Genomic DNA, 25,603 nt, shown 5'->3' with positions numbered 1-25,603 from the left:
CCCTTGAACAAGCGAGGATCCTCATGACCCAAACGTCTTACACCCCGCCGAAGGTCTGGCACCAGGAAACAAAATCGGGCGGCAAGTTCGCCAGTACCAACCGCCCCGTCGCCGGTCCCACGCATGAAAAGCAATTGCCCGTCGGCAAGCATCCGTTACAGCTCTATTCGCTGGCGACGCCCAACGGGGTGAAGGTCACGATCATGCTGGAAGAGCTGCTGGCGCTGGGACACAGCGGTGCGGAGTACGATGCCTGGCTGATCCGCATCTCCGAAGGCGATCAGTTTTCCAGCGGATTTGTCGAGATCAATCCCAATTCCAAGATCCCGGCGTTGCTGGACCGCAGCCATGAGACACCGGTGCGGGTCTTCGAGTCCGGTTCGATCTTGTTGTACCTGGCAGAAAAGTTCTCCAGCTTCCTGCCTGCAGATGTGGCGGGACGTACAGAGACGCTGAACTGGCTGTTCTGGCAGATGGGCGCTGCGCCGTATCTGGGCGGCGGTTTCGGGCATTTCTATGCATACGCGCCAGAGAAGCTTGAATACCCCATCAACCGTTTTGCCATGGAGGCCAAGCGTCAGTTGGATGTACTGGACCGTCGCCTTGCCGAACACCGCTATCTGGCGGGCGACACCTACACAATTGCCGACATCGCGGTCTGGCCCTGGTACGGCGCATTGGTGCAGAACAAGGTGTATTCGGCGGCCGAATTTCTGTCGGTACACGAATATCCGAACGTGATCCGCTGGACGGAGGAAATCGCAGCGCGCCCGGCCGTTGTGAAAGGCCAGAAGGTCAATCGCACCTGGGGCGAGGAAGCGGATCAGGTTCCGGAGCGGCACGACGCGTCTGATCTGGATAAGTGAGGCGTAAGTCAAGGCTTCGCGAACAGAAACCTGATGTCACAACCCCAGCTGAAAATCTGGATCTAACAGGAGCAATCCGCACGTAGAGTAGCCGGCCTCAATGACTGTTCAAGGACGCGCTCACATGAATCCGGGAATTATCCATCTGGCCAATACCCTGCCTGCCGGGTTGCCACGCAATGGAGTACTTGCAGTATGAGTACTCCTGACGCACCGCTAGCTCCGGTCAACGATCGCTTTGATGAAGTGCTCGCAATGATTCAGGGCGCTCGGCAGCAGGCGGCACAGGCCGTCAACACCCGTCTGATCGAACTCTATTGGCAAGTCGGCGCTTATATCAGCCGCAAGATTGAAAACGCCGAGTGGGGTGATGCGGTGGTCAGCCAGCTTGCCGAGCATCTGGCCACAACCCAGCCGGGGCTGCGTGGGTTTACGCGTAGCAACCTGTTTCGCATGCGTCAATTCTACGAGATTTACCGCGTTGAAGAGAAAGTCGCACCACTGGTGCGACAATTATCCTGGTCCCATAATCTGATCATTCTTAGCCAGAGCAAACGCCCGGAAGAGCGTGAGTTCTACTTAAAAATGGCGAGTCAAGAAAAGTGGTCAAAGCGCGAACTGGAACGCCAGTTCAAGACTGCCTTGTTCGAGCGCACCGTCACCCAGCCCGCCAAAGCCTCGGCCATGCTCAGGAAAACCCGGCCGGCCGCACTGGATGTGTTCCGCGATGCCTACATGGTGGAATTTCTGGAGCTGCCCGCGGGCCATGCCGAAGCGGACCTGCATCGCGGGTTACTGCAGCGCCTGAGGGATTTTCTGATCGAGCTGGGCCGTGACTTCTGTTTTGTCGGCTCCGAGTACCCGGTACAGGTTGGCGGCCAGGATTTCGCGCTGGATCTGCTGTTTTTCCATCGAGGCCTCAACTGCCTTGTGGCCATCGAACTCAAGGTAGGCCGCTTTGAGCCAGAATACCTGGGCAAGCTGAACTTCTATCTGGAAGCACTGGACCAGACTGAGCGCAAACATCATGAAAACCCCGCCATCGGCGTCCTGCTTTGCGCCAGCAAAAACGATGAGGTGGTCGAATACGCGCTGAACCGTTCGTTATCGCCTGCGCTGATTGCCGAATACCAGACCCGATTGCCGGACCGACAATTGTTGCAGGCTAAACTGCATGAGTTCTATGCCATGGACATCGCGAAGGACGATCAGTAATACCTGACAACCGCACGGATGCATTACGCTTGCCAGATAACGCCGTCACTTTCCGGAGCCCTTCATGCCGCACAGCAAAGACCCTCGCGCCCACACTGCCCTGTCACAACGTGGCCGTAGCGCAAGTAGCGGGCCGGGGCTGGCGGTCAATCCGCCGGTGGTGCGCATCAGCACCGTGCTGTTTGACAGCCTGGACAGCTTGCGCGAAGCCGAGATCCGCACCAAAGGGCCGGAACGCTCGCTGACTTACGGGGCGAATGGCAACCCGACGGCGTTTGCCTTGCAGGATCTGGTCTCCGAACTAGAGGGTGCTCACGGCACCTGCCTTTACCCGACAGGGCTCGCCGCCGTCGCGCAGATGTTTCAATCTTTTCTGCGACCTGGCGATCATGTACTGCTCACCGAATCGGTCTATGGTCCGGTGCGGCGACTGGCGAACACCCTGTTGAAAGCGTTCGACATTCAATTCGACTTCTATGCCGCCGATGGCAGTGATGTGGAATCCATGATCAAAGCCAACACACGGATGATCTACGCTGAAGTACCGGGCTCGCTGACCTTTGATATGTGCGACCTGCCCGCCCTGTCGAAACTGTGTAAGGCGAAAAATCTGCTGCTGGCTGTGGATAACTCCTGGGGCTCAGGGGTGTTGTACAAGCCGCTTGAACTGGGTGCGGACATTTCGCTGATGGCGCTGACCAAGTACGTGGCCGGGCATTCGGATGTGATGATGGGCAGCGTCAGTACCACCGAAAAGCATTGGCAGGCCCTCAAAACAATGAATACCGCCGTAGGCAATACCGTCAGCCCCGACGATGCCTATCTGGTGCTGCGCGGCGCACGCAGTCTGGCCGCGCGGATGGCAATGCACGAACGGCATGCGATGCAGGTGGCGCAATGGCTACAGGGTCAGCCTCAGGTCGCTCGCGTGCTGTATCCCGCGTTGCCGGATGATCCGGGCCACGCGATCTGGAAGCGCGACTTTCATGGTTGCAACGGCCTGCTCAGCTTCGAATTCAAGACGGCTGATCGCCAGGTGCTGGATCGCTTTGTCAGTGCGCTGAAGCTGTTCGGGATCGGCTATTCCTGGGGCGGTTTTGAAAGCCTTATCACCGAGATCGAACAGCACGGCCCTGACCGAAGCGCAGGACCGATGCTGCGCTTGCAGATTGGCCTCGAAAGCCCGGAGGATCTGATCGCCGACCTGCAGAGCGGGTTTGACGCAGGTTGATCCTGCGCGCCACTGCCATGGCACAGATCCATCGCCTTGATTTGCCCCAGAGCCGCCGCTCTGCTAGTGTCGCGCGGTTTAACCTCTACCGGAAATGCCCCCATGGCCCGCAAGAAAGCTGCACTGGATTTCGAACAGTCCCTCGCTGATCTGCAAGCGCTGGTAGAGCGCCTGGAGAATGGCGAATTGTCTCTGGAAGACTCTCTGACCGCTTTCGAGCAAGGTGTACGCCTGACTCGCGACTGCCAGAGTGCCCTGACCCAGGCCGAGCAGAAGGTTCAGGTGCTGCTGGAGCGCGATGGCGAGCTGACCGAAGAGCCGTTCGACGATGCGGAACTCCCCGAATGATTGCGAGCTATCAGGCGCAGAGCCAGATTCGTGTGAACGCAGCGCTCGAAGGTCTGTTTCAGGCACCAAGTCCTGAGCTGACGCGCCTCTATGAAGCCATGCGCTACAGCGTGATGAACGGCGGCAAGCGCGTGCGTCCATTGCTCGCCTATGCAGCCTGCGAAGCGTTGGGCGGCGTGGCTCAAGACGCCAACGGTGCAGCCTGCGCGGTTGAGCTGATCCATGCCTATTCGCTGGTACACGACGATTTGCCGGCGATGGACGATGACGATCTGCGTCGCGGCCAGCCCACCACGCACAAAGCCTTCGATGAAGCCTGCGCGATCCTTGCTGGCGATGGCCTGCAAAGCCTGGCGTTCACCGCCCTGCTCGCCCCGCACCTGAATTCACGCGATGCCGAGACCCGCTTGCAGATGGTCAGCACATTGGCTGCCGCCGCTGGCCCGGCCGGGATGGTGGGCGGGCAGGCAATTGATCTGGGTTCGGTGGGGCTGAAGCTGGATCAGGCCGCGCTGGAATACATGCATCGCCACAAGACCGGTGCGCTGATCGAAGCCAGTGTCAGGCTTGGCGCGCTGGCCAGCGGTCAGTCTGATCAGCCCCGGCTGGACGCCTTGCAGGTTTATGCGCGCGCGATCGGTTTGGCTTTTCAGGTCCAGGATGACATTCTCGACGTCGAAAGCGATACGGCAACGCTTGGCAAACGCCAAGGCGCTGATATGGCGCGTGACAAGCCGACCTACCCCGCGCTGATCGGACTGGAAGCGGCCAAGGGCTATGCCCTCGAATTGCGCGATCAGGCACTGGAGGCACTGGCTGACTTCGGCACCACGGCCGAGCCGCTGCGCGAACTGGCACGCTACATCGTCGAACGCCGCCACTGAAGGCAATCATCGACATCAGAATTGCGATGAATCAACCAGGGTTCATCAGGTCTCAGTCACCAAGCGTGTGAGCAGACGGACTATCCACTGACTCACTTCATGGGCAGCTTGCGATGCATAAGGTAAACTGCCGCCTCTTTTACTTATAACGATTCGCCTGATGCCCACGACGTTCAAAGACATCCCCCGCGAGCGCCCGGTTACTCCGCTGCTCGACCGTGCTGACACACCGGAAGGCCTGCGCCGTCTGGGTGAAGCCGAGCTGGAAACCCTGGCCGATGAACTGCGCCTGGAATTGCTGTATTCCGTTGGCCAGACCGGCGGGCATTTCGGCGCCGGCCTTGGGGTCATCGAGCTGACCATTGCCCTGCATTACGTGTTCGATACGCCAGATGACCGTCTGGTGTGGGACGTGGGTCATCAGGCGTATCCGCACAAAATCCTGACCGGCCGTCGTGCGCGCATGTCCACGCTGCGCCAAAAGGACGGTGTTGCTGCTTTCCCGCGACGCAGCGAGAGTGAATACGACACCTTTGGCGTCGGCCATTCCAGTACGTCAATCAGTGCTGCTCTGGGCATGGCGATTGCCTCGCGCCTGCAAGGCAGCGAGCGTAAATCCATCGCAGTCATCGGCGACGGCGCGCTGACTGCCGGCATGGCATTCGAGGCGCTGAATCACGCGCCGGAAGTGGCGGCCGACATGCTGGTCATTCTCAATGACAACGATATGTCGATCTCGCGCAACGTCGGCGGGCTGTCGAACTATCTGGCCAAGATTCTCTCCAGCCGCACCTACACCAGCATGCGTGAAGGCAGCAAGAAGGTGCTCTCGCGCCTGCCGGGTGCTTGGGAAATCGCGCGGCGCACCGAAGAGTACGCCAAGGGCATGCTGGTCCCCGGTACGCTTTTCGAAGAGCTGGGCTGGAACTACATCGGCCCTATCGATGGCCACGACCTGCCGACCCTCATCGCCACGCTGCGCAACATGCGTGATCTGAAAGGCCCGCAGTTTTTGCACGTCGTGACCAAGAAAGGCAAAGGCTTCGCTCCGGCAGAAGTCGACCCGATTGGCTACCACGCAATCACCAAGCTTGAACCCGTGAATGCGCCGGTCAGCGTTCAGAAGAAAATCAGCGCACCGAAGTATTCCGGCGTGTTCGGCCAATGGATCTGCGACATGGCTGAAGCCGATGCTCGCCTGGTGGGCATTACGCCTGCCATGAAAGAAGGGTCGGACCTGGTGGCGTTCAGCGAGCGCTTCCCCGAGCGTTACTTCGACGTCGCCATCGCCGAACAGCACGCCGTGACACTGGCGGCGGGTATGGCGTGTGAAGGCAGCAAGCCGGTTGTAGCGATCTATTCGACCTTCCTGCAACGGGGTTACGACCAGTTGGTGCATGACGTCGCGGTGCAGAACCTCGACGTACTGTTCGCCATCGACCGCGCCGGACTGGTCGGCGAAGACGGCCCGACTCACGCGGGCAGCTTCGATCTGTCTTTCCTGCGCTGCATCCCTGGCATCGTTGTGATGACACCGAGTGATGAAAACGAGCTGCGCAAGTTACTCAGCACCGGCTACCTGCACAACGGACCTGCGGCAGTGCGCTACCCGCGTGGCACCGGCCCGAATGCGCTGATTGATGCCAACCTTGACCCGGTCGAAATCGGCAAGGGCGTCGTGCGTCGACAAGGCCAGGGTGTTGCGATACTGGTGTTCGGTGTGCAACTGACCGAGGCCATGGTGGTTGCCGAAAAGCTGGATGCGACCGTTATCGACATGCGTTTCGTCAAACCGCTGGACGAGACACTGGTGCGCGAAGCAGCCGCCAATCACGAACTGCTGGTCACCCTGGAAGAGAATGCAGTGATGGGCGGCGCAGGTGCGGCGGTCAGCGAGTTCCTGGCCCGTGCCAACATCCTCAAGTCAGTGCTTCACCTGGGCTTGCCGGACGTTTATGTCGAGCATGCCAAACCCGCGCAGATGCTGGCCGAGTGCGGGCTGAATGCAGAAGGAATTGAAGCCGCGATCAATGAGCGATTGGTGTTGATCGGCTGATACGCCCGGAAACCTCTCGGTCCTCACGCTCCCGCAGTCATCGTTATACACACGTCATGGAGAGGGAGAGCCCGGAATACAGGGCTTTCAGGCTTCTGCCGAAGGGCGTGGGAACGCCCATCAGCGTCAGGCTGTCGGAAGCCGATACAGGTAAAGCAGCACCACGCTGGAAAACGCCAGCAGGCAGACAGGTAGCGGGTGCAGGCCGAACAGCACAGCGACAGCGGCGATCCACGCGGGGAGCCCGGCAGCCAGAAAGGCAAAACGACGGACTGCGGCGAGCCTGATCCAGGCCGCAGGCTCTTCAGGCGTATCGATTGAAGCCTGAGTAACCGCCAATGCGCGCTTGTAGACCCCGAACGGCTTCACGCTGACGAACATCGAGCCGATACCGGCGATGAACAGCGGCATCGCCAGCACTGGAATGAGCGGTTCGCTGGAGCCAAAAAACAGACAGACCACCAGCAGTGGTGCCAAGGTCAGCCCCAGTTGGCGCCACCATGCCATTTCCAGCTTTTGACGAACCTCACTGCGTGTCACGCCGGACCGACCTCGCTCTGATGCTCATTGCCCATCATATGTCCCAGCTTGCCGGCCTTGGTCGCCAGATAAAGTCGATTATGCGGGTTTTGTCCGGTGTGCAGCGGCACTCGCTCGGAAACCTTGATGCCCATGTCGGTCAGCGCTTTGACCTTGCGTGGGTTATTGGTCATCAGGCGCAGCGACTGGACCCCCAGATGCTGAAGCATCGGCAGGCAGATCGCGTAATCACGTTGATCGGCAGCAAAGCCCAGACGCTCATTAGCCTCGACGGTATCGGCACCACCGTCCTGCAACTCATAGGCGCGGATCTTGTTCATCAGGCCAATACCGCGGCCTTCCTGACGCAGATACAGCAATATGCCGCGGCCCTCGGTGGCGATGGCGCGCAAGGCTGCTTCAAGCTGGGAGCCGCAATCGCAACGCTGGCTGAACAGCGCGTCGCCTGTCAGGCACTCGGAATGCACACGACCAAGAACCGGTGCGCCATCCGCGACGTCACCCAGACTCAGGACAACATGTTCACGGCCGGTTGCCGACTCGATAAAGCCGTGCATGGCAAATTCTGCAAAGGGTGTAGGCAGCTTGGAAGCGGCAACAAATACGACGGGCACCGGGTGCTCCTGATCAGTATGAAGGCTGGAAATTCGCAAGACTCACATTGTAACAGCAGGTTCTTACGGACGCTCAGCGCGAATTCTCGGGCATTTAGATCATAAAGTTCGATGCATAGACTTTAGCTGTCCCTGCACGCCGCGCTGCCGAAATGCTGATAGCCGCGCGTATCGGGCGTGATGTCGTTACCGGCACTGTCGAGCAAGACCACGCCCTGCCCGGCTTCCACCCGCCCAATCACATGCACGGGCCAGCCGGCAGCCTGCAAACCGGGCATCTGCGCGGATGGCAAGGTGAACGCCAGAATGTAATCGTCACCGCCACTCAGTGCTGCTTGCTGCGCGACCTGCAGACCGAGCAGCGCCAGCAGTGGCTCCGATATAGGTAACCTGTCGCGTTCGATCAGCAGACGCACACCCGAAGCACGGGCGATATGCCCGCAGTCCGCGAGCAGACCGTCGGAGATATCCAGTGCCGATGTAGCCCTGCCGCGCAAGGCCTGGCCCAGCGCCAACTGCGGTTGTGGCGACCAGTAGCGGGCCAGTAAAGGCGCGGCAATCGAAGCCTCGGCGCTAAGCTGATTCAATACCAGTGGCAATGCTCCAGCAGCCTCGCCGAGCGCGCCGCCGACACACAACAGATCGCCTTCGCGAGCGCCGCTGCGGGTCAGGGCAAGCCCGGTGGGCAGACTGCCAAAAACCGTCATCGTCAGGCTAAGCGGACCACGGGTGGTATCACCGCCAATCAGGCGCAGCGCACAGCCTTGCGCCATCTGGTTCAGACCACGCGCGAATGCCTGCAGCCAGTCGGAATCGACGTGCGGCAGGGTCAAGGCAAGGGTAAAGGCAATCGGGCGAGCGCCCATGGCCGCCAGATCACTGGCAGACACTGCCAGGGCACGCTGGCCGAGCAGAAAAGGGTCGCAGATATCGGGAAAATGCACCCCGGCAACCAGGGTGTCGGTCGAGATCGCCAACTGCTCGCCGGGCGGCAACGCCAGCAGCGCGCAGTCGTCGCCGATCCCCAGCGCAACTTCTTCTCCCGCCTGCGCACAGGGCGCGGCGGCGAAGTAATTGCGGATCAGCTCGAACTCTCCCATGAAGGTCAGGCGCGAATCAGCGCTTGTGGGCCTTCACTTCGACCTCACGCAGGCGCGGTGCCAGCTTGTCCAGCACACCATTGACGAACTTGTGGCCGTCAGTGGAGCCGTAGACTTTCGCCAGCTCGATGCCTTCGTTGATCACCACGCGATAAGGCACGTCGATGCGCTTGAGCAGTTCGAAGGTGGACAGGCGCAGTACCGCCAGCTCGATCGGGTCGAGTTCTTCGATGGTCAGATCAAGGCAAGGTGCCAGAGCAGCGTCGATTTCGGTCTGGTTGGTCGCCACACCGTGCAGCAGCTCACGGAAGTAAGTGCCGTCAACGTTGCTGAAATCATTGTCGACACGAAACTGTGCTTCGATTTCGTTCAACGCGTGGCCAGCCATGTGCCGTTGGTACAGGGCCTGAGTTGCCATCTGCCGCGCTTCGCGACGTTTGGCGCTCTTGCCTTTGGCGATTTCCGGCGCTTTGGCGTCACGTGGGTTGAACTGGTCGGTATCGTCGGAAATCACTTGGCCTCCAACTGCGACAGCAGGCTGACCATTTCGATGGCGGACAGCGCAGCTTCAGCGCCCTTGTTACCGGCCTTGGTGCCGGAACGCTCGATGGCCTGTTCGATCGAATCGACCGTCAACACGCCGAAAGCGACTGGGATGCCGAACTCCATGGAAACCTGGGACAAGCCTTTGACGCACTCGCCTGCGACGTATTCGAAGTGTGGAGTACCGCCACGAATCACCGCGCCCAGCGCGACGATGGCCGAAAACTCGCTGCGCTGAGCGACTTTTTGCACGACCAGCGGAATCTCGAAAGCACCCGGCGCGCGGATGATGGTGATGTCGCTTTCGCTGACGCCGTGGCGCACCAGCGCATCAACGGCACCGCTAACCAGGCTTTCCACGACGAAGCTGTTGAAACGGCCAACCACCAGAGCGTAACGGCCCTGGGGAGCGATGAAAGTACCTTCGATGGTCTTCAAGGTCATTCGGTGAGTCTCGTATTAAAGAGCAAGCCCGCCTTAAAGCGGACTTTGAGGGATATTAGGCCACGAATCGCAACCGTCAGACCGAAACCTGCGAAAAAACCGTCTTCCGCACGCACCAACCTGCCGGTATTTATTCGGAGGGCACGTATTCTACAACTTCCAGATCGAAACCGGATATCGCATTGAACTTCATCGGTGAACTCATCAGGCGCATTTTGCGCACACCGAGGTCACGAAGGATCTGCGAACCGGCGCCGACCGTGCTGTAAGTGGTCGGCGTCTTGATCGGTTGTTGCCCGGCGGTTTCGCGGATATGGGCCAGCAATACATCGCCATCCAGAGGGTGCCCCAGCAACAGCACTACCCCACTGCCGGCCTCGTTAACCGCGCGCATCGCAGCGCGCAGGCTCCAGCGGCCGGGCTGCTTGACCATCAGCAGGTCGCGCAGCGGATCCATGTTATGAACACGTACGAGGGTCGGCTCTTCTGCGCAGATCTTGCCCAGGGTCAGTGCCAGATGCACATCGCCCTCGACCGAATCGCGGTAAGTCACCAGGTTGAAACTGCCCAGTTCGCTGTCCATCGGTTGCTCGGCAATCCGCTGAACGGTACGTTCGTGGATCATCCGGTAGTGAATCAGGTCGGCGATGGTACCGATCTTGATGTCGTGTTGCTGGGCAAATGCTTCGAGTTCGGCGCGACGCGACATGGTGCCGTCGTCGTTCATGACCTCGCAGATCAGGCCCGACGGCTCGAAACCGGCCATGCGCGCCAGATCACACGCTGCTTCGGTGTGACCGGCGCGTGCCAGGGTGCCGCCGGCCTGAGCCATCAACGGGAAAATGTGCCCCGGGCTGACGATATCTTCGGCTTTGGCGTCCTTGGCGGCGGCAGCCTGCACGGTGCGTGCGCGGTCGGCTGCCGAGATGCCGGTAGTCACGCCTTCGGCGGCTTCGATGGAAACGGTGAACTTGGTGCCGAAACCTGATCCGTTGCGCGGCGCCATCAGGGGCAGCTTGAGGGTTTCGCAGCGCTCGCGAGTCATCGGCATGCAGATCAGACCTCGGGCGAAACGTGCCATGAAGTTGATGTGCTCGGGCTTCACGCACTCGGCGGCCATGATCAGGTCGCCTTCGTTCTCGCGGTCTTCGTCATCCATGAGGATGACCATCTTGCCTTGGCGAATGTCTTCAACCAGTTCTTCGATACTGTTGAGCGCCACGCGGCACCCCCTTGATTCAGGATTTCAGGTAGCCGTTCTCGGCCAGAAAGCTTTCGGTGATCGTACCGTGGCCCGGCTCGGCAGCCTTGTCGCCCAGTAACAGACGCTCCAGATAACGCGCCAGCAGGTCGACTTCCAGATTGACCTTACGGCCTGGCTGGTAGTCGGCCATGATGGTTTCGCTCCAGGTATGCGGCACGATGGTCAGCTCGAATTCCGCGCCGTTGACCGAGTTGACAGTCAGGCTGGTGCCGTCGACCGTGATCGAGCCTTTGTGGGCGATGTATTTGGCCAGCTCACGTGGCGCACGCACCGTGAACTGAATGGCGCGGGCATTCTCGGCACGGGAGACGATTTCGCCTACGCCGTCGACATGCCCGCTGACCAGGTGACCACCCAGGCGCGTGGTCGGTGTCAGGGCCTTTTCCAGATTGACCCGACTGCCGCTCTTCAAGTCGACAAAGGCAGTAACAGTCAGGGTCTCCCGACTGACGTCTGCCCAGAAGCCGTCGCCAGGCAGCTCGACAGCGGTCAGGCACACGCCATTCACGGCAATGCTGTCACCGAGTTTGACGTCGCTCAGGTCGAGCTTGCCGGTTTCCACGTAAACGCGGACGTCGCCACCCTTGGGGGTCAGGGCGCGGATGCTGCCGATTGATTCGATAATGCCGGTAAACATGGGTCCTCCGGGAGAACAGGGGCTGCGCGCTAGGCGAAGCCGGGAATTATACGCCGGGTGCGAAGACAGGGAGAGCAATGACTCGCCAGTCTTTGCCGACGGCCCGCATTTCCACGATATTCAGCTCCAGCGCTTCACTCATCTGCGCCAGCGGCAGGTCAAGCAGCGGCCGGGCCGATGAGCCGAGAAACTTCCCCGCGATGAAAATCTGAAACTCGTCGACCAGCCCGAGACGCGCAAACGCACCCGCCAGGCGCGGACCGGCCTCGACCAGGACCTCGTTGACGCCACGGGTTGCGAGCTCGCCCATCAGCTTGCGCAGGTCTACGTGACCGGCGCTGTCGGCCAGCGCGAGCATCTCGTGGCCTTCTTCCTGATAACGACCCCGCGCTGACGCAGCGGCACAGGTCACGACCAGCGCACTGCCAGCCTGAAAGAACGGCGCGTCCAGCGGCACACGCAAGCGCCCGTCAATCAATACGCGCAACGGCGGACGGCTGGCGGCCAAGGCACTCATTTCTGCGTCCAGCCCCAGCTCGTCAGGGCGCACGGTCAGGCGTGCATTGTCTGCCAGCACCGTGTCAGCACCCGTCAGGACCACACTTGACTGCGCGCGCAGGCGTTGCACCGCCGAGCGGGCTTCCGGGCCAGTGATCCATTGGCTTTCACCGCTGGCCATGGCAGTTCGACCATCCAGGCTCATGGCCAGCTTGACCCTTATATAAGGCCGGCCGGTTTCCATGCGCTTGAGAAAGCCTTTGTTCAGCGCCCGTGCTTCGCTTTCCAGCACGCCGCATTGAACACCGATGCCAGCATTCATCAGGCGTAGCAGTCCGCGACCGGAGACTTCGGGATTAGGGTCCTGCATCGCGGCAACGACTCGCACCAGCCCGGCATCCACCAGGGCATCGGCACAGGGCGGCGTACGCCCCTGATGACTGCACGGCTCAAGCGTGACGTAAGCCGTTGCGCCCCGGGCAAGCTCACCCGCCTGACGCAGCGCATGCACCTCGGCATGCGGCTCGCCTGCACGGGCATGCCAGCCCTCACCGACGATCTGGCCATCACGCACGATGACGCAGCCGACTCGCGGATTGGGGTGTGTGGAGTAAAGGCCCTTGCGCGCCAGTTCCAGCGCGCGAGCCATGTAATGAACGTCGAGGGCGGCCTGCTCAGTCAACACTGCACTCATTCCTTACCCGGCTCGCGGGCCAGACGGTCGATTTCTTCACGAAATTCGTTGAGATCCTGAAAGCGGCGGTACACCGAGGCAAATCGGATATAGGCCACTTCGTCGAGCTTTTGCAACTCGCCCATGACCAGCTCACCAACCACCAAAGATTTGACTTCACGTTCACCCGTTGCCCGCAGCTTGTGCTTGATGTGGGCCAGCGCCGCTTCAAGACGCTCGACACTCACCGGACGCTTTTCAAGGGCGCGCTGCATGCCGGCACGCAGCTTTTCTTCATCGAAAGGCTGGCGGCTGCCGTCCTGCTTGATCAGGCGCGGCAAGACCAGCTCGGCGGTTTCGAACGTGGTGAAGCGCTCGCCGCAGGCCAGGCATTCGCGTCGGCGGCGTACTTGCTCGCCTTCGGCGACGAGGCGGGAGTCGATGACTTTGGTGTCATTGGCACCGCAGAAGGGACAGTGCATGGTGGCTGGCAACGAAAGAATGAGGAGCGCCATGTTAGCGCATCCTGTCGGCAAGACAAGGCTGGGGCTTTGCGGTATATAGACGCGCATTAAAGCGATGTTAAATTGCCCGCGCTCGGTAATACTGCAGCTCTGGCGTCGCGCAGCCTTTTGATTTTTGCCTTGTGGAGCTTTTGATGACGCTACGAACCCTGTTTTTGCTAGGCCTCGTTGGCTTGCTGGCCGCTTGCAGCAGCAACGACGCTCCGAAACCCGCTGCCGCCCCACCGGTTGCTCCGTCGATAAAACTGCCAGCCGGGCCGGGTCCGCTGCAACCTTTTCAGCGTGAAATCAGCGGGCAATTGCTAGGCGTACCGGCCGGGGCCGAAGTCGAGCTGGCGATGCTGGTGATCGACGAGCGCGGTCGTCCACAAAAGCTGCTGACCAACACATTGCTCAAGGGCAATGGTCAATCGCTGCCGTTCCAGCTGCGCTTCAATCCGGAAGCGTTCCCGGTAGGTGGACGTGTAGAACTGCGTGGCCGCGCCAGCCAGTCCGGGCAGTTGATCCTGCACCTGCCGTCGATGCGTATCGGTCAGCCGACGACCCAGGCGTTAGGGCAGTTGCAGTTCGTCAAGGCACCATGACTGCTCCGCAACACCTGCAACAATCGCTGAACGAGCTGCTCGGTGACGCCCGACTGGTCGTTACGGCGCTGCCGGGCACCGAGCTGGAACTGTGGCTGATCGATGATTCCAATATGGATCGCGCGTTCAGCCCGGATGAAACGCGCCGCATCCTTGAAGACCCACCGTACTGGAGCTTCTGCTGGGCCAGCGGTTTGGCCTTGGCGCGCTTTCTGGCTGAACACCCGCACTGGGTAGCAGGCAAGCGGGTACTGGACTTCGGCGCCGGTTCGGGTGTGGTCGCCATTGCCGCAGTGAAAGCCGGTGCGCTGGAGGTGGTGGCCTGTGATCTCGACCCGCTGGCGATCACCGCCTGTCAGGCCAACGCTGAACTCAATCAAGTGTCATTGAGTTACTCGACAGATTTCTTTACTGAGGCTGATCGCTTTGATCTGATCCTGGTCGCCGACGTGCTGTACGACCGCGCCAACCTGCCGCTGCTTGATCACTTCCTCTCCCGAGGCCGTGAAGCCCTGGTGGCAGACTCTCGCGTTCGCGACTTCAAGCATGCTACCTACCAGCGCCTGGCAATGCTGCACGCGCATACCCTGCCGGACCTGGCTGAGCCGCATGAGTTCCGGGATGTGAGCTTGTATCACGCGGTGCGGTCAGCGCTGAATAAAAGTCCGGTAGCGCTCAGCTAAACAGTTCACTCCCACGGACTTCGGCCAGCATCAAGAGCAGCAATGCGTGTGGCAACGATCATGTCCAATAGCCGACGCCGCTTTCAGCATTCCCCTGTGGGCTTTATAGTTGGCGGCATTCAGAATCTTCGAGACGTGCAATGAGCCAGGACACTGCTTACATCTTCGACGCGACCACCGCGACCTTCGATCAACTGGTGATCGACAAGTCATTCGATCAGCCGGTCCTGGTCGATTTCTGGGCCGAGTGGTGTGCACCCTGCAAGGTCTTGATGCCGCTGTTGCAGCAGATCACCGAGAGCTATCAAGGCGAACTGCTGCTGGCCAAGGTCAACTGCGACGCCGAGCCGGATGTCGTTGCACGCTTCGGTATTCGCAGTCTGCCGACTGTGGTGCTGTTCAAGGACGGCCAGCCGGTAGACGGCTTTGCCGGAGCCCAGCCGGAGTCGGAAATTCGCAAGATTCTCGACCAGCACGTCGTCATGCCCCCACCGCCAGCGGCCGATCCGCTCAAGCAGGCGCAAGCACTGTTTGCCGAAAGCCGCTTCTCCGAAGCCGAGGCCCTACTCAAGGCGCTGCTGGGCGAAGACAACACCAATGCCGCTGCGCTGATTCTGTACGCGCGCTGCCTGGCTGAACGGGGCGAGCTGAGCGAAGCCAAAGCCGTACTGGATGCTGTCACTGGTGATGCGCACAAGGCCGAACTGGCAGGCGCCAAGGCGCAGCTGACGTTTCTCGCCGAAGCCGCCACCCTGCCGGATGCCGCCGAGCTGAAAAGCCGTCTAGCGCAAAACCCGCAGGATGACGAAGCCACGCATCAACTGGCGATTCAGCAGTTGTCGCGCCAACAGTACGAAGCAGCGCTCGACGGCCTGCTCAAGCTGTTCATACGCAACCGCAATTATGCCGAAGGCCTGCCGCACAAAACCTTGCTGCAAGTGTTCGACCTGCTGGGCAACGATCATCCGCTGGTCACGGCGTACCGCCGCAAGCTGTTTGCTGCGCTGTACTAATCCATCAAGCAACAGGCACTGCTTCGGTGCCTGTTGTTGATACTCAGATCAAACCGCCTCGATCCAGCTGTACAACGGCGCATCGCCGCCACTCTCGACTTTCACGTTGGCAGAATGACGCAAGCGCACCAGCAGATGCTTGCCTGCCGCCGTGCTGCCGGTCAGCCCTTCCAGCTGTGCCAACAGATCCGGTCCGCTCATGTGCCCGGCCTTCTGCAGTAACTCCTGAGCGACCTGCCACAGCCTGTCATCCTGATTGACCGGCTTGCTTTCGACCTCGACTGCCGACGCTTCGGGGGCGACTGCTTTAAGCTGTGCCCCCAGTTGCGCCCAGTCGCTCTCGTCCAGTTCAAGGGTCAAATCCACCGGCCACTCGCCTACGGTTCCACGAATACGCAACATGATGTTTACCTGCTGACAATCAGGCGCACATGCTCCCACAGGCTGACCGGTATTCCCATGTTCACGCGTAACGCCACTGGTTGACGGTCGGTTGCTTGCCGCTCAGGAAGTCGCCCAGTGCACGCACGTCATAGACGTTTTCCCAATGCTCGACAATCCTGCCATCACGAAACCGCCACAGGCCGCAGAACGGCATGATGATTTTCCGGCCCTCGCAACTGGCGCGCATATCTCCCAGCACCGAGCCGAAGTTATCGTTGGCAACGATATCGTGGATATCCATGTACAAAGTCTGGCCTGTGCTCCTGAGCAGACTGATCTCATGGGAAAGCACCGCGTCTTTGCCGATGGCAATGGACAAGCCACCGCCAGCGCCTTGATCCGCCTTGTGCAGCACAATATCGGCATCGGCAAACTCGGCAATGCGTGTCAGATCCTTGTACACCGCACGCAGGATTTCTCTGTTCGGATGGAGCTTGTTCATCGATATCGTCCTTGATAGTGCACTCGCCGCAGGTCGAATGCCGTTCCGGCTGGGGTGAAACCATTTGCTGCGTTTAAGGCGCAGGTGTAGCGATTTTCATGTTACAGAGTAGGACTCGATGATGCAGAGTGTGAGACCCGTTCGGCATAAGCACTGGGCCGCGTATTCCAGCGACACTGTCGAATGCTTTATTGCAAGTGCCTCGCCAGCCGCACGGCGAATAAAAACACGTCCACCCACCGACACAGTTGTTATAAGATCACATAACAGTTTACCGAATGATGCCCCGGAGTCCGCTATGCGCCGTTTGCTACTTGCCCTGCCCTTTGCCCTGCTGCCACTGGTTGCTGCCCATGCTGCTGAAGAACACGATCATGATCACGGCGACGAACACGGCAGCCTTGGCGCACACGAGCACGGTGTCGGGCGTCTGGACGTGGTGCTGGAAGGCAAGACACTGGAGTTCGAATTCGACAGCCCGGCCATGAACATCGTGGGCTTCGAACACGTTGCGACGTCAGACGAAGACAAGGCCAAAGTGGCCAAGACGCGTGAATTGCTGCTCAAGCCCAACGCGTTGTTCAGCATTGCCGATGCGGCCAATTGCTCGGCTACCTCGGTAAAGCTGGAAAGCCCGCTGTTTGGCGACAAGGATGATGATCACGAAGAACACGCCGAAGCCGGCGACGCTGATCATCATGAGCACAGTGAGATCCACGGCCACTACAAATTCGTCTGTGACGCGCCGGGCGTGTTGCGCAAGCTCGACCTGTCGCAAATCTTCAAAACCTTTCCCGATACCAAGAAGCTTCAGGTACAACTGATTTCGCCGGGCGGCCAGTCGGGCGCAGAAGTGATCGCAGCGAATCCGACGCTGAAATTCTAATCGCACCCTGCGGCACCACGACCGGGCCTGGCCCGGTCTTTTAATTTCCAACCGAGCGTGAGTCAGCCATGACCCAAGCACTGATCGAATTGTCGGACCTGAGCTTCAACTGGCCCGGTCATCCTCAATTGCTGGACATCCCCAGCTTCCGCCTGCAAACCGGCGAAACGCTGTTTCTCAAAGGCCCTAGCGGCAGCGGCAAAACCACATTATTGAGCTTGCTCGGCGGCGTGCAAAAGCCGGTCAGTGGCAGCATCCGCCTGTTGAATCAGGAACTGTCGGGCCTGTCGTCAGCGGCGCGTGATCGTTTTCGAGTCGATCATACCGGCTACATCTTCCAGCAGTTCAACCTGCTGCCATTCCTGTCAGTGCGGGAAAACATCGAGCTGCCTTGTCACTTTTCCAGACTCCGCGCAGAGCGTGCCAGGCAACGCCACGGCAGCGTGGAAAAAGCCACAACCACCCTGCTCGCCCACCTGGGCCTGAAAGATCCGGCAATGCTGGTGCGCCGTGCCGACTCGCTGTCCATCGGCCAGCAGCAACGCGTGGCCGCCGCCCGGGCATTGATCGGTCAGCCGGAACTGGTGATTGCCGACGAGCCGACGTCCGCGCTGGATGCGGACTCGCGTGAGGCGTTCATCCGCCTGTTGTTCGCCGAATGCCGCGAGGCCGGGGCCAGCTTGCTGTTCGTCAGCCATGACCAGAGCCTGGCCCCCTTGTTTGATCGCAATCTGTCGCTGAGCGATTTGAATCGCGCCGCCGTCGCCGTGGAGAGTTGAGATGTATCTGTTTCGTCTGGCCATCGCCAGCCTGGCCAATCGCCGCTTCACCGCCTTTCTCACTGCCTTCGCCATCGCCTTGTCAGTCTGCCTGCTGCTGGCAGTGGAGCGGGTGCGCACCGAGGCCCGCGCCAGTTTCGCCAGCACCATCAGCGGCACCGACCTGATCGTCGGCGCGCGCTCCGGCTCGATCAATCTTTTGCTGTATTCGGTATTCCGCATCGGCAATGCCACCAACAACATTCGCTGGGACAGTTTCGAGCATTTTGCGCAAAGCAAACAGGTCAAATGGGCGATCCCGATTTCGCTGGGTGACTCCCACCGTGGCTATCGGGTGATGGGCACCAACGAAGCTTATTTCGAGCATTATCAGTTCGGTCGCCAGCAGCACCTGGAGATGGCCGAGGGGCGCGAGTTCAAGACCGATCCTTTCGAAGTGGTGCTGGGCTCTGAAGTGGCCAAGGCACTGCATTACAAACTGGGTGACAAACTGGTGTTGGCGCACGGCGTGGCGGCGATCAGCCTGGTCAAGCATGACGACAAACCGTTTACCGTCGTCGGTGTTCTAAAACCGACCGGCACGCCAGTGGACCGCACACTGCACATCAGTCTGGGCGGCATGGAAGCCATTCATATCGATTGGCACAACGGCGCTCCGGCACGCGGCAACGAACGCATTTCCGCCGATCAGGCGCGCAACATGGACCTGACGCCCAGCGCGATCACCGCGTTCATGCTGGGTCTGAACAGCAAGATCTCGACGTTCAGCCTGCAACGCGAGATCAATGAGTACCGTGGCGAGCCAATGCTGGCAATCCTGCCGGGCGTGGCCTTGCAGGAGCTCTGGAGTTTGATGGGCACCGCCGAAAAAGCGCTGTTCGTGATTTCGCTGTTCGTGGTACTGACCGGCCTGATCGGCATGCTCACCGCGATTCTCACCAGCCTCAACGAACGACGTCGGGAAATGGCCATCCTGCGATCGGTCGGCGCACGGCCCTGGCATATCGCGAGCCTGCTCATACTGGAAGCTTTCGCGCTCGCGCTGGCCGGTGTCGTCAGTGGCCTTGCGCTGCTCTATATCGGCATCTTCGCGGCACGTGACTACGTGCTCGAAAACTACGGTCTGTACCTCTCGTCTATGCCACCTGGCCAATATGAATGGACATTACTGGCTGGCATTCTCGGTTGCGCGCTGTTGATGGGAACCGTGCCAGCCTGGCGAGCCTACAGGCAGTCACTGGCCGATGGACTGTCAATTCGTTTATGAGGACCTTCATGATGCGGCGCACGCTACTCACTCTGCTGCTCTCGGTTTCCACTCAATTGTGGGCCGCCGAGCCGCGTGAACTGACCTGGAATGACATGATTCCACCCGACGCACCTGTGGTGAAACCGGTAACGGCGCCACTGCACGACATGTCGAAGCTGTCCGATGCACTGGCCATGGAGGCGGCGCCTGCGGCGCATCAACTGGCCCCGCATGCGCCGGTGGTCAAAGCACTGGACGGTCAGATGGTGCGTTTGCCGGGCTACATCGTGCCGCTTGAGGTCAGCGAAGAAGGCAGAGTGACGGAGTTTTTGCTGGTGCCTTATTTCGGCGCCTGCATCCATGTGCCGCCGCCGCCAGCGAACCAGATCGTGCATGTCACGAGTGAGCTGGGCGTGAAGGTCGATGAGCTGTATCAGCCGTACTGGATCGAAGGACCGATGCAGGCCAAATCGTCAAGCAGCGAGCTGGCAGAAGCGGGTTATCAGATGCAGGCAGACAAGATTCTTGTCTACGAGTTGCCGGATTCATGAGGATGACGAGGTTCCCAGCGATTTCATTGAGCTGAGTCAAAGTCGCCGCTCGACAGCGCTTTAACATTACGCCCATAAATTTTGAATGATCTCTGGAGCCTCCATGAACAAGCATCTGCTAAGCGCATCCCTTGTCGCGCTCACCCTCACCGCCCCGGTGGCAGCACACGCCTACGAAGAAGGCGATTTCATCGTTCGTGCCGGTGTCGCGCACGTCCAGCCTAACGAAGACAGCGGCGAAGTCCGCCTCGATGGCGCCAAGGTTCCCGGTACCAAGGCAACGGTCAACGGCGAAAACCAGCTCGGCCTGACCTTCGCATACATGCTGACCCAACACGTCGGCATCGAACTGCTGGCCGCCACGCCCTTCAGCCACACCGTATCAGTCAAAGGTCTGGGCCCTGGACTGGACGGCAAACTGGCCGACATCAAGCAACTGCCGCCAACCCTGTCGCTGCAGTACTACCCGATGGAGCCTTCGTCCAGATTCCAGCCGTATGCTGGCGTGGGCATCAACTACACCACGTTCTTCGACAATGACCTGACCAGCAATCGCAAGAGTCAGGGCTTCAGCAACCTCAAGCTCAAGGACTCCGTCGGCCTGGCCGCACAGTTGGGCATGGACTACATGATCACCGAAAACGTCTTGGTCAACGCCTCGGTCTGGTATGTAGACATCGACACCAAAGCCACCGTGGACGGCCCCTCCGCCCTTGCGGTCGGTCAAACCAAGGTGGATGTAGATATCGACCCTTGGGTGTACATGGTGGGTGTGGGCTACAAGTTCTGATCTGCAGACCATCAAACGCCACAAACACAAAGGCACCCTCATTGGGTGCCTTTGTCTTTTGTGGTTTGAGCCCCGCGTCCAGGATTGCCGGATATCGTGCCGATGCTCTGCGTCGGCATGCAGTTGGTGACGCTCTGCGTCACAAATAGGCCCTGCACCATACGCTCAGGCTCGGACGCCGAACGTCCAGAAATGCATCCCCAGACAGAGCGTAGGGACGATCGCGGGAATCACTCCCCCATCAACAACTCAAGCCCGCGCTTCAAGGGGGTGGCCTCGTCGAGGATGAAGTGTTCCAGCAGGCGCTGGTTGCTGGCGCGGGAATGCTTGATGTCACCCGGGCGCGGCGCCTTATAGGTAACTTCCGGCTGTTTGCCCACCACTTCCGACAGCGCCGACAATAGTTCGTTGAGCGAGGTGGTCTGGTTCAACCCCACATTGACCGCGCCTTCGATGGCACTTTCCCTCGACAGGGCCTGCAACAGCAGCTTGAGCAGGTCACCTATGTAGAAGAAGTCACGCGTCTGCTCGCCATCGCCAAATACAGCGATCGGCAGGCCTTTCTGGATACGTTCGGCAAAGATGCTGATGACGCCGGAGTACGGCGACGACGGGTCTTGGCGCGGTCCGAAGATGTTGAAAAAGCGAAAAATCACTGGCTCCAGGCCATGCTGACGTCGGTAGAAGTCCAGGTAGTACTCACTGGCCAGCTTGTCCGATGCATAGGGGGTCAACGGCGCTTTGGGGGTGCCTTCGGTGATCGCCTCGCCTTCGCCATTGTTGCCGTAGACGGCCGCACTGGAAGCAAAGATCACGCGCTTGATACCGGCTTCACGCATCGCTTCGCAGACATTCAACGTGCCGATGAAGTTGCTCTGGTGGGTACGCACCGGGTCGTCTACTGACGCTTGCACCGAGGCAACGGCGGCGAGATGCACGACCGCCTGGCAACCCTGCGCGGCGTGCCTGACCAGCGCAGCATCGGCGACATCACCGACGATCAACTCTACCCGCGGGTTGTCGAGCGGCAGATTGCTGCGCTTGCCCGCCGAGAGGTTGTCGAGGATACGCACGCTGTAGCCGTTGGCGAGCAATGCGTCAGCCAGGTGCGAGCCAATGAAACCAGCGCCTCCCGTGATCAGAACAGGAGTGTCAGACATGTCGATAATACCGATCCAGAAGGCTTGGCAAGCCGGCTCGCCAGGCGCGGGGCTTGATGCCGAAAGTGTGAAGGATTTTCTTGCAGGCCAACACCGCGTGTTGCGGTTCTTCAGCTGCGTCGGGACGCGCGGCATGTGCCTGCGCAGTGGGCGATTCGATTACCAATGGGTGCAGAAGGCGAGCTTCGGTGAGCACCGCCTGCCCCAGCGCGAGCGGCGTGGTCGCCTCGTGCCCGGCATAGTGGTAAGTGCCCCACAGCGGCGCTTCGCAATCGAGTTGCTTGACGACCGAGATGATCACTCGCGCCGCATCATCGACCGGCGTCGGGTTGCCACGTCGATCATCGGCAAGCAGCAGCTCGCCGGGTTCTTTGGCTCGCGACAGAAAGCGGCCAAGCACGCCGTCGGCGCTGTCGTCCAGCAACCAGCCGAAACGCACCAGCACATGCTGCGGGCAGGTCGCCCGTACACTTTGTTCAATACGCCACAGTGCCTGGCCACGCAGCCCCAAGGGCACTGGGTCGTCCTTTTCGCTGTAGGCCGTCGCCCGCGAGCCATCGAAGACACGGTAACTGGACGGCTGGACCAGCGTGATGTTGTGGTGCTGACACAGTTCGGCCAGGCGCTCGACAGAGCGTTCCTGGTGGGTCAGACGCGCTTCGCTCACGGTCTCCGCCTGAAACCAGTCGAAGTAGTAAGCAAGGTTGATCAAGGCATCGGGACGGGTGTCATCGAGCAGTTGCGTCAGGCTTGCCACGTCCCAGCCGTCTTGCGGTGGACGTGGTGCGAGAAAGCCAATGTCTTCCTCGGCACCCAGACGAATAAGCGCCTGCCCGAGGGCATTCCCGCCGCCCAACAGCATAAGGCGCATACGCATAGAGTCAGCAGGCTCGGTATCAGAGTAATCAAACAAAAAATTGAAAACGCCTGCAAACATAACACGTTGGCTGCCAACCCCCAACAGTTGCGCAGCCTGTCGGGTTAATGAAGCCGAAACAAGGCGTTACAGCGTCTTACCCCTGACATATCACACGGCGAACTACTGAGCCGCAGGCCCCGGAGGACTGTTGCCCTTGGGCAGACCGAGCGGCGCAGGTGCAGGCGCAGATGGGGTGGCGGCAGCCGGGTCCGACGGCGCGGGCGGCCCTTCCGCTTCGGCGCCAGCCTGCGGGTTGTTGAAGCCCGGCCCCATGACCATCTGTGGATAAGTCTGCGCGAAACGCACGTTCGGATTTTTATCCACAAGCCGCTTGAGACGCTCATTGAAGGCGCGTCCTACGGCGTACTGCCCGCCGGAAGAGGTACGGAACTGCGCGGTCAGCACCATGCCGTTGAGGTCCATGCTATCGACGCCGAACACCTCCAGCGGTCCTTGCAGGTTGTGCTTGAGCAGGATGTCTTCGCTGATCGACTGGCCGGTTTCGCGGATCAGCGCCAGCGCGTCATCAATATCCGAATCGTAGGTGAGGCGCACCGAGAAGAACGCGTAAGCGAATTGCCGTGACTGGTTGGTGACTGCCTTGATCTGGCCGAACGGCACCGAGTGGACGAAGCCTTTGCCGTCGCGCAGGCGCACAGTACGGATAGTCAGACTTTCAACCGTCCCGGAATGGCCGGTGCTGAGCACCACCCAGTCGCCCACCGAGAACGTGTCTTCGATGATGATGAACAGGCCGGTAATAACGTCCTGGACCAGTTGCTGCGAGCCGAAGCCGATGGCCAGACCGACTACCCCGGCACCGGCCAGCAGCGGCGCGACGTTGATCCCCAGGTTGGCCATGGTGGTGATGGCGCAGATCACCACCAGAATGATTTTCACCGCATTGCGCAGCAGCGGCAGGATGGTCTTGATGCGCGTGCTTGGCTGGCGTCCGCTGCGCTGATTGACCGGCGGTTTGAGAGCTTCCTGAATGGCCGTGTCGAGCACCACCCACAACAGCCAGGTGACCACGAATATCAGGCCGATGCTGCTCAGCGAATCACTGATGACCCGACCCAGCGTATTGCGCTGGGCGAACTCGAACATCGAGAACCCCCAGATACGCCCGAGCACTTCGATGAAGGTGAGCGCCAGCGCGATGCGCAACACCGCGTACACCAGGCTCAGCAGCCGCGCCTTGTACACATGCCCGCCGCGCCCCAGAGACTCAGTCGGTTTGAACATATGCTGAAACACTGTGCTCAGGAATACGGTGGCGATCAGCAAAATGGTCGTGAACAACGCGCAGCGCAGCGCCTCCTGACTGTCCTCACCGGCACCGATCAGGTTGATCGCCGAGACCAGAATCATCAGCAGGATCGGCAGGTGCCACAGGTTCGAGAATATCTTCAATGATTGTTGCAGCGCAGGCCTGTGCAGGCGACTGCCCAACGACCGGTTACGAATCAGGTGCGCTACCGGACGCCGCACTTTGACGATCAGCATGCAGAACACCACCGAGGCGAAAAGCCCGGCGAATACCGCGACGCTGGTGGTGACGTTGCTACCCAGTTGACGGGCGATCTGCGGACTGGTCAGCGCGTCGCTCAACGCCGCCAGAAAGCCCACCACAAACAGCGGTTTTGGCGCGTAGCGGCGAATCATGCGCACGGCAGCGCGCTTGTGGCCGGAGTTGAACATCACGATCACGCACAGCAGCACCGACGTCGACACGATGCCGCTGCTGGTAGCGTAAGCGAAACACAGCGCCAGCGCCCGGCCGACCGAAGACGGCATGAAGTGACTGACGTACAGCGTAAGTGGCAGGCAGATGATCGCGGGCAAGGTGAACGGCAATACGTATTTGAGCAGTGCCTGGCTGCGCTCGCGCACCTGGATGTATGGCGTTCGGCACAAGCGTACGGCCAGAAAACGACCGAGCGTAGTCAGAACCGCGAACGCACCTATCCACACAAAGGACAGCGCAAGAAAGTCGCCAACGACGCTCCAGGGTGAACGCGTGGTGCGCTTGTTGACCAGTTTTTCCAGCTCGTCAGCGGCACGGTCGGCACGCAAACGCCAGGCATCGAACAGGTTGTCGTCCAGGTTGAGCTTTTGCTGGACGTCATCGATGCTGGTGCTGATCGCACCGAGCAAACCGCCTTGCACCAGAAGCTCTGCCGCAGGGTCAGCCGCAGCCGGGTCGGCTGCAGCATCTGACTTGGCATCAGTTTTGTCCGCAGCCTTTTCATCCGGTTTGGCAGCTGATTTGTCGGTGGCCTTGGTATCGGCTTTTTCAGCCGCCTTATCGTCCGCTGGCACTGCAGCGCCCATGGGTAGCGCAGGTACATCAGCCGCCTGGAGATTGAAACTGCCTGCGAATAGCAGCAGACCCGAAAGGATCAAGATTTTCAGCTGAGACGCCACGCAGTTCTCTCCTTCAATGGGCAAGTCAAACCATGGACAGGTCAAAGCACGCTTCGACCCCATGGAACTGATTCCCATATGCCCGGCAAGTTCGGTTATGGAAGGGAAATACAATAAGGCGATGTTTCAGAAAATTTCGTCAGAGCCGTACGCGCAGTCTGCTCGACTGAACTATGCAAAGTGCCCACTGCCGGAATAATCAGGAGCGGCCGAAGGCGTATATGAGCCTGTTCGCCAAG

The 25,603-nt window shown here is 60.1% G+C and carries 28 protein-coding genes; 14 read left to right on the top strand and 14 right to left on the bottom strand.

All coding sequences use genetic code 11. The features are described from left to right. The first annotated feature begins 23 nt into the window (after nucleotides 1-23). The 6 genes from yghU (at nucleotide 24) to dxs (ending at nucleotide 6,600) form a co-directional block, all read left to right on the top strand. The gene (gene yghU / locus N018_RS03455) at nucleotides 24-866 is read left to right on the top strand and encodes a glutathione-dependent disulfide-bond oxidoreductase (RefSeq protein WP_024646182.1); all 843 of its coding nucleotides are present in this window, start codon (nucleotides 24-26) and stop codon (nucleotides 864-866) included. 195 nt (nucleotides 867-1,061) lie between these two features. Continuing rightward, nucleotides 1,062-2,081 (top strand): PDDEXK nuclease domain-containing protein, encoded by a 1,020-nt coding sequence (locus N018_RS03450; protein WP_025388845.1) that lies wholly within the window; start codon nucleotides 1,062-1,064, stop codon nucleotides 2,079-2,081. A gap of 64 nt (nucleotides 2,082-2,145) precedes the next feature. Continuing rightward, on the top strand, nucleotides 2,146-3,312 hold the full coding sequence (gene metC, locus N018_RS03445; RefSeq protein ID WP_024646180.1) for a cystathionine beta-lyase: 1,167 nt from the start codon (nucleotides 2,146-2,148) through the stop codon (nucleotides 3,310-3,312). 102 nt (nucleotides 3,313-3,414) lie between these two features. Further along, nucleotides 3,415-3,660, top strand: coding sequence for an exodeoxyribonuclease VII small subunit (locus N018_RS03440; RefSeq protein ID WP_003379121.1), 246 nt, complete (start codon nucleotides 3,415-3,417; stop codon nucleotides 3,658-3,660). Continuing rightward, a complete protein-coding gene (locus tag N018_RS03435) occupies nucleotides 3,657-4,544 on the top strand; it encodes a polyprenyl synthetase family protein (RefSeq protein ID WP_024646179.1) in 888 nt (295 codons plus the stop codon). The genes N018_RS03440 and N018_RS03435 overlap by 4 nt, the downstream gene beginning before the upstream one ends. Before the next feature lie 160 nt (nucleotides 4,545-4,704). After that, on the top strand, nucleotides 4,705-6,600 hold the full coding sequence (gene dxs / locus N018_RS03430; protein ID WP_025388844.1) for a 1-deoxy-D-xylulose-5-phosphate synthase: 1,896 nt from the start codon (nucleotides 4,705-4,707) through the stop codon (nucleotides 6,598-6,600). 126 nt (nucleotides 6,601-6,726) lie between these two features. On the opposite strand, the gene N018_RS03425 is transcribed toward dxs, so the two are convergent. The 9 genes from N018_RS03425 to nrdR all read right to left on the bottom strand — a co-directional run bounded on the left by N018_RS03425 (nucleotide 6,727) and on the right by nrdR (nucleotide 13,395). Beyond that, nucleotides 6,727-7,140 carry a hypothetical protein gene (locus N018_RS03425; RefSeq protein ID WP_025388843.1) on the bottom strand — a complete coding sequence of 138 codons (414 nt, stop codon included), beginning with the start codon at nucleotides 7,138-7,140 and terminating at the stop codon, nucleotides 6,727-6,729. Continuing rightward, on the bottom strand, nucleotides 7,137-7,754 hold the full coding sequence (ribA, locus tag N018_RS03420) for a GTP cyclohydrolase II (protein WP_024646176.1): 618 nt from the start codon (nucleotides 7,752-7,754) through the stop codon (nucleotides 7,137-7,139). Before ribA ends, N018_RS03425 begins: the two co-directional genes overlap by 4 nt. 122 nt (nucleotides 7,755-7,876) lie before the next feature. Beyond that, on the bottom strand, nucleotides 7,877-8,854 hold the full coding sequence (gene thiL, locus N018_RS03415; protein WP_025388842.1) for a thiamine-phosphate kinase: 978 nt from the start codon (nucleotides 8,852-8,854) through the stop codon (nucleotides 7,877-7,879). Nucleotides 8,855-8,870: 16 nt separating this feature from the next. Next, nucleotides 8,871-9,368 (bottom strand): transcription antitermination factor NusB, encoded by a 498-nt coding sequence (gene nusB / locus N018_RS03410; RefSeq protein WP_024646174.1) that lies wholly within the window; start codon nucleotides 9,366-9,368, stop codon nucleotides 8,871-8,873. Further along, a complete protein-coding gene (gene ribH / locus N018_RS03405; RefSeq protein WP_024646173.1) occupies nucleotides 9,365-9,841 on the bottom strand; it encodes a 6,7-dimethyl-8-ribityllumazine synthase in 477 nt (158 codons plus the stop codon). The genes nusB and ribH overlap by 4 nt, the downstream gene beginning before the upstream one ends. A 130-nt stretch (nucleotides 9,842-9,971) precedes the next feature. Further along, the gene (gene ribBA / locus N018_RS03400; protein ID WP_024646172.1) at nucleotides 9,972-11,063 is read right to left on the bottom strand and encodes a bifunctional 3,4-dihydroxy-2-butanone-4-phosphate synthase/GTP cyclohydrolase II; all 1,092 of its coding nucleotides are present in this window, start codon (nucleotides 11,061-11,063) and stop codon (nucleotides 9,972-9,974) included. Nucleotides 11,064-11,079: 16 nt separating this feature from the next. Next, nucleotides 11,080-11,742 (bottom strand): riboflavin synthase, encoded by a 663-nt coding sequence (locus N018_RS03395; protein WP_007250874.1) that lies wholly within the window; start codon nucleotides 11,740-11,742, stop codon nucleotides 11,080-11,082. Between the two features lie 46 nt (nucleotides 11,743-11,788). Then, nucleotides 11,789-12,934, bottom strand: coding sequence for a bifunctional diaminohydroxyphosphoribosylaminopyrimidine deaminase/5-amino-6-(5-phosphoribosylamino)uracil reductase RibD (ribD, locus tag N018_RS03390; RefSeq protein WP_080274785.1), 1,146 nt, complete (start codon nucleotides 12,932-12,934; stop codon nucleotides 11,789-11,791). After that, on the bottom strand, nucleotides 12,931-13,395 hold the full coding sequence (nrdR, locus tag N018_RS03385; protein ID WP_003379141.1) for a transcriptional regulator NrdR: 465 nt from the start codon (nucleotides 13,393-13,395) through the stop codon (nucleotides 12,931-12,933). The genes ribD and nrdR overlap by 4 nt, the downstream gene beginning before the upstream one ends. Nucleotides 13,396-13,571: 176 nt before the next feature. Between nrdR and N018_RS03380 the strand changes: the two genes are divergently transcribed. The 3 genes from N018_RS03380 to trxA all read left to right on the top strand — a co-directional run bounded on the left by N018_RS03380 (nucleotide 13,572) and on the right by trxA (nucleotide 15,717). Beyond that, nucleotides 13,572-14,021 carry a hypothetical protein gene (locus N018_RS03380; RefSeq protein ID WP_025388840.1) on the top strand — a complete coding sequence of 150 codons (450 nt, stop codon included), beginning with the start codon at nucleotides 13,572-13,574 and terminating at the stop codon, nucleotides 14,019-14,021. Continuing rightward, nucleotides 14,018-14,704 (top strand): class I SAM-dependent methyltransferase, encoded by a 687-nt coding sequence (locus tag N018_RS03375; protein ID WP_025388839.1) that lies wholly within the window; start codon nucleotides 14,018-14,020, stop codon nucleotides 14,702-14,704. The genes N018_RS03380 and N018_RS03375 overlap by 4 nt, the downstream gene beginning before the upstream one ends. A gap of 140 nt (nucleotides 14,705-14,844) precedes the next feature. Next, on the top strand, nucleotides 14,845-15,717 hold the full coding sequence (trxA, locus tag N018_RS03370) for a thioredoxin (RefSeq protein WP_024646168.1): 873 nt from the start codon (nucleotides 14,845-14,847) through the stop codon (nucleotides 15,715-15,717). Nucleotides 15,718-15,765: 48 nt separating this feature from the next. On the opposite strand, the gene N018_RS03365 is transcribed toward trxA, so the two are convergent. Together N018_RS03365 and N018_RS03360 are read right to left on the bottom strand one after the other, a co-directional pair. Beyond that, a complete protein-coding gene (locus tag N018_RS03365) occupies nucleotides 15,766-16,119 on the bottom strand; it encodes a hypothetical protein (protein WP_024646167.1) in 354 nt (117 codons plus the stop codon). Nucleotides 16,120-16,180: 61 nt separating this feature from the next. Then, nucleotides 16,181-16,603, bottom strand: a complete 423-nt coding sequence (locus N018_RS03360; protein ID WP_025388838.1) for a nuclear transport factor 2 family protein — start codon at nucleotides 16,601-16,603, stop codon at nucleotides 16,181-16,183. A 298-nt stretch (nucleotides 16,604-16,901) separates the two neighbouring features. Between N018_RS03360 and N018_RS03355 the strand changes: the two genes are divergently transcribed. The 5 genes from N018_RS03355 (at nucleotide 16,902) to N018_RS03335 (ending at nucleotide 20,858) form a co-directional block, all read left to right on the top strand. After that, on the top strand, nucleotides 16,902-17,489 hold the full coding sequence (locus tag N018_RS03355; protein WP_025388837.1) for a DUF2796 domain-containing protein: 588 nt from the start codon (nucleotides 16,902-16,904) through the stop codon (nucleotides 17,487-17,489). 68 nt (nucleotides 17,490-17,557) lie between these two features. After that, entirely contained in the window at nucleotides 17,558-18,268 is a 711-nt protein-coding gene (locus N018_RS03350) for an ABC transporter ATP-binding protein (RefSeq protein ID WP_024646164.1), read from the top strand. A gap of 1 nt (nucleotide 18,269) precedes the next feature. Further along, nucleotides 18,270-19,535, top strand: coding sequence for an ABC transporter permease (locus N018_RS03345; RefSeq protein WP_025388836.1), 1,266 nt, complete (start codon nucleotides 18,270-18,272; stop codon nucleotides 19,533-19,535). Between the two features lie 8 nt (nucleotides 19,536-19,543). Further along, nucleotides 19,544-20,068 (top strand): DUF3299 domain-containing protein, encoded by a 525-nt coding sequence (locus N018_RS03340; RefSeq protein WP_024646162.1) that lies wholly within the window; start codon nucleotides 19,544-19,546, stop codon nucleotides 20,066-20,068. A gap of 103 nt (nucleotides 20,069-20,171) precedes the next feature. Next, nucleotides 20,172-20,858 (top strand): OmpW/AlkL family protein, encoded by a 687-nt coding sequence (locus tag N018_RS03335; RefSeq protein WP_025388835.1) that lies wholly within the window; start codon nucleotides 20,172-20,174, stop codon nucleotides 20,856-20,858. 230 nt (nucleotides 20,859-21,088) lie between these two features. Here the strand turns inward: N018_RS03335 and N018_RS03330 are convergent, their stop codons facing one another. From N018_RS03330 to N018_RS03320, 3 genes are all read right to left on the bottom strand, one after another. Beyond that, a complete protein-coding gene (locus N018_RS03330) occupies nucleotides 21,089-22,018 on the bottom strand; it encodes an NAD-dependent epimerase/dehydratase family protein (RefSeq protein WP_024646160.1) in 930 nt (309 codons plus the stop codon). Next, a complete protein-coding gene (locus N018_RS03325) occupies nucleotides 22,011-22,895 on the bottom strand; it encodes a sugar nucleotide-binding protein (RefSeq protein WP_032632914.1) in 885 nt (294 codons plus the stop codon). Before N018_RS03325 ends, N018_RS03330 begins: the two co-directional genes overlap by 8 nt. A 162-nt stretch (nucleotides 22,896-23,057) precedes the next feature. Next, nucleotides 23,058-25,364 carry a mechanosensitive ion channel family protein gene (locus N018_RS03320; RefSeq protein WP_024646158.1) on the bottom strand — a complete coding sequence of 769 codons (2,307 nt, stop codon included), beginning with the start codon at nucleotides 25,362-25,364 and terminating at the stop codon, nucleotides 23,058-23,060. Nucleotides 25,365-25,603 lie beyond the last annotated feature (239 nt).

The sequence above is a fragment of the Pseudomonas syringae CC1557 genome (assembly GCF_000452705.1).
Classification (GTDB): Bacteria; Pseudomonadota; Gammaproteobacteria; order Pseudomonadales; family Pseudomonadaceae; genus Aquipseudomonas; species Aquipseudomonas syringae_F.
The sequence above is the reverse complement of the archived record's forward strand: the minus strand, read 5'-3'. Positions and strand labels throughout refer to the sequence as shown.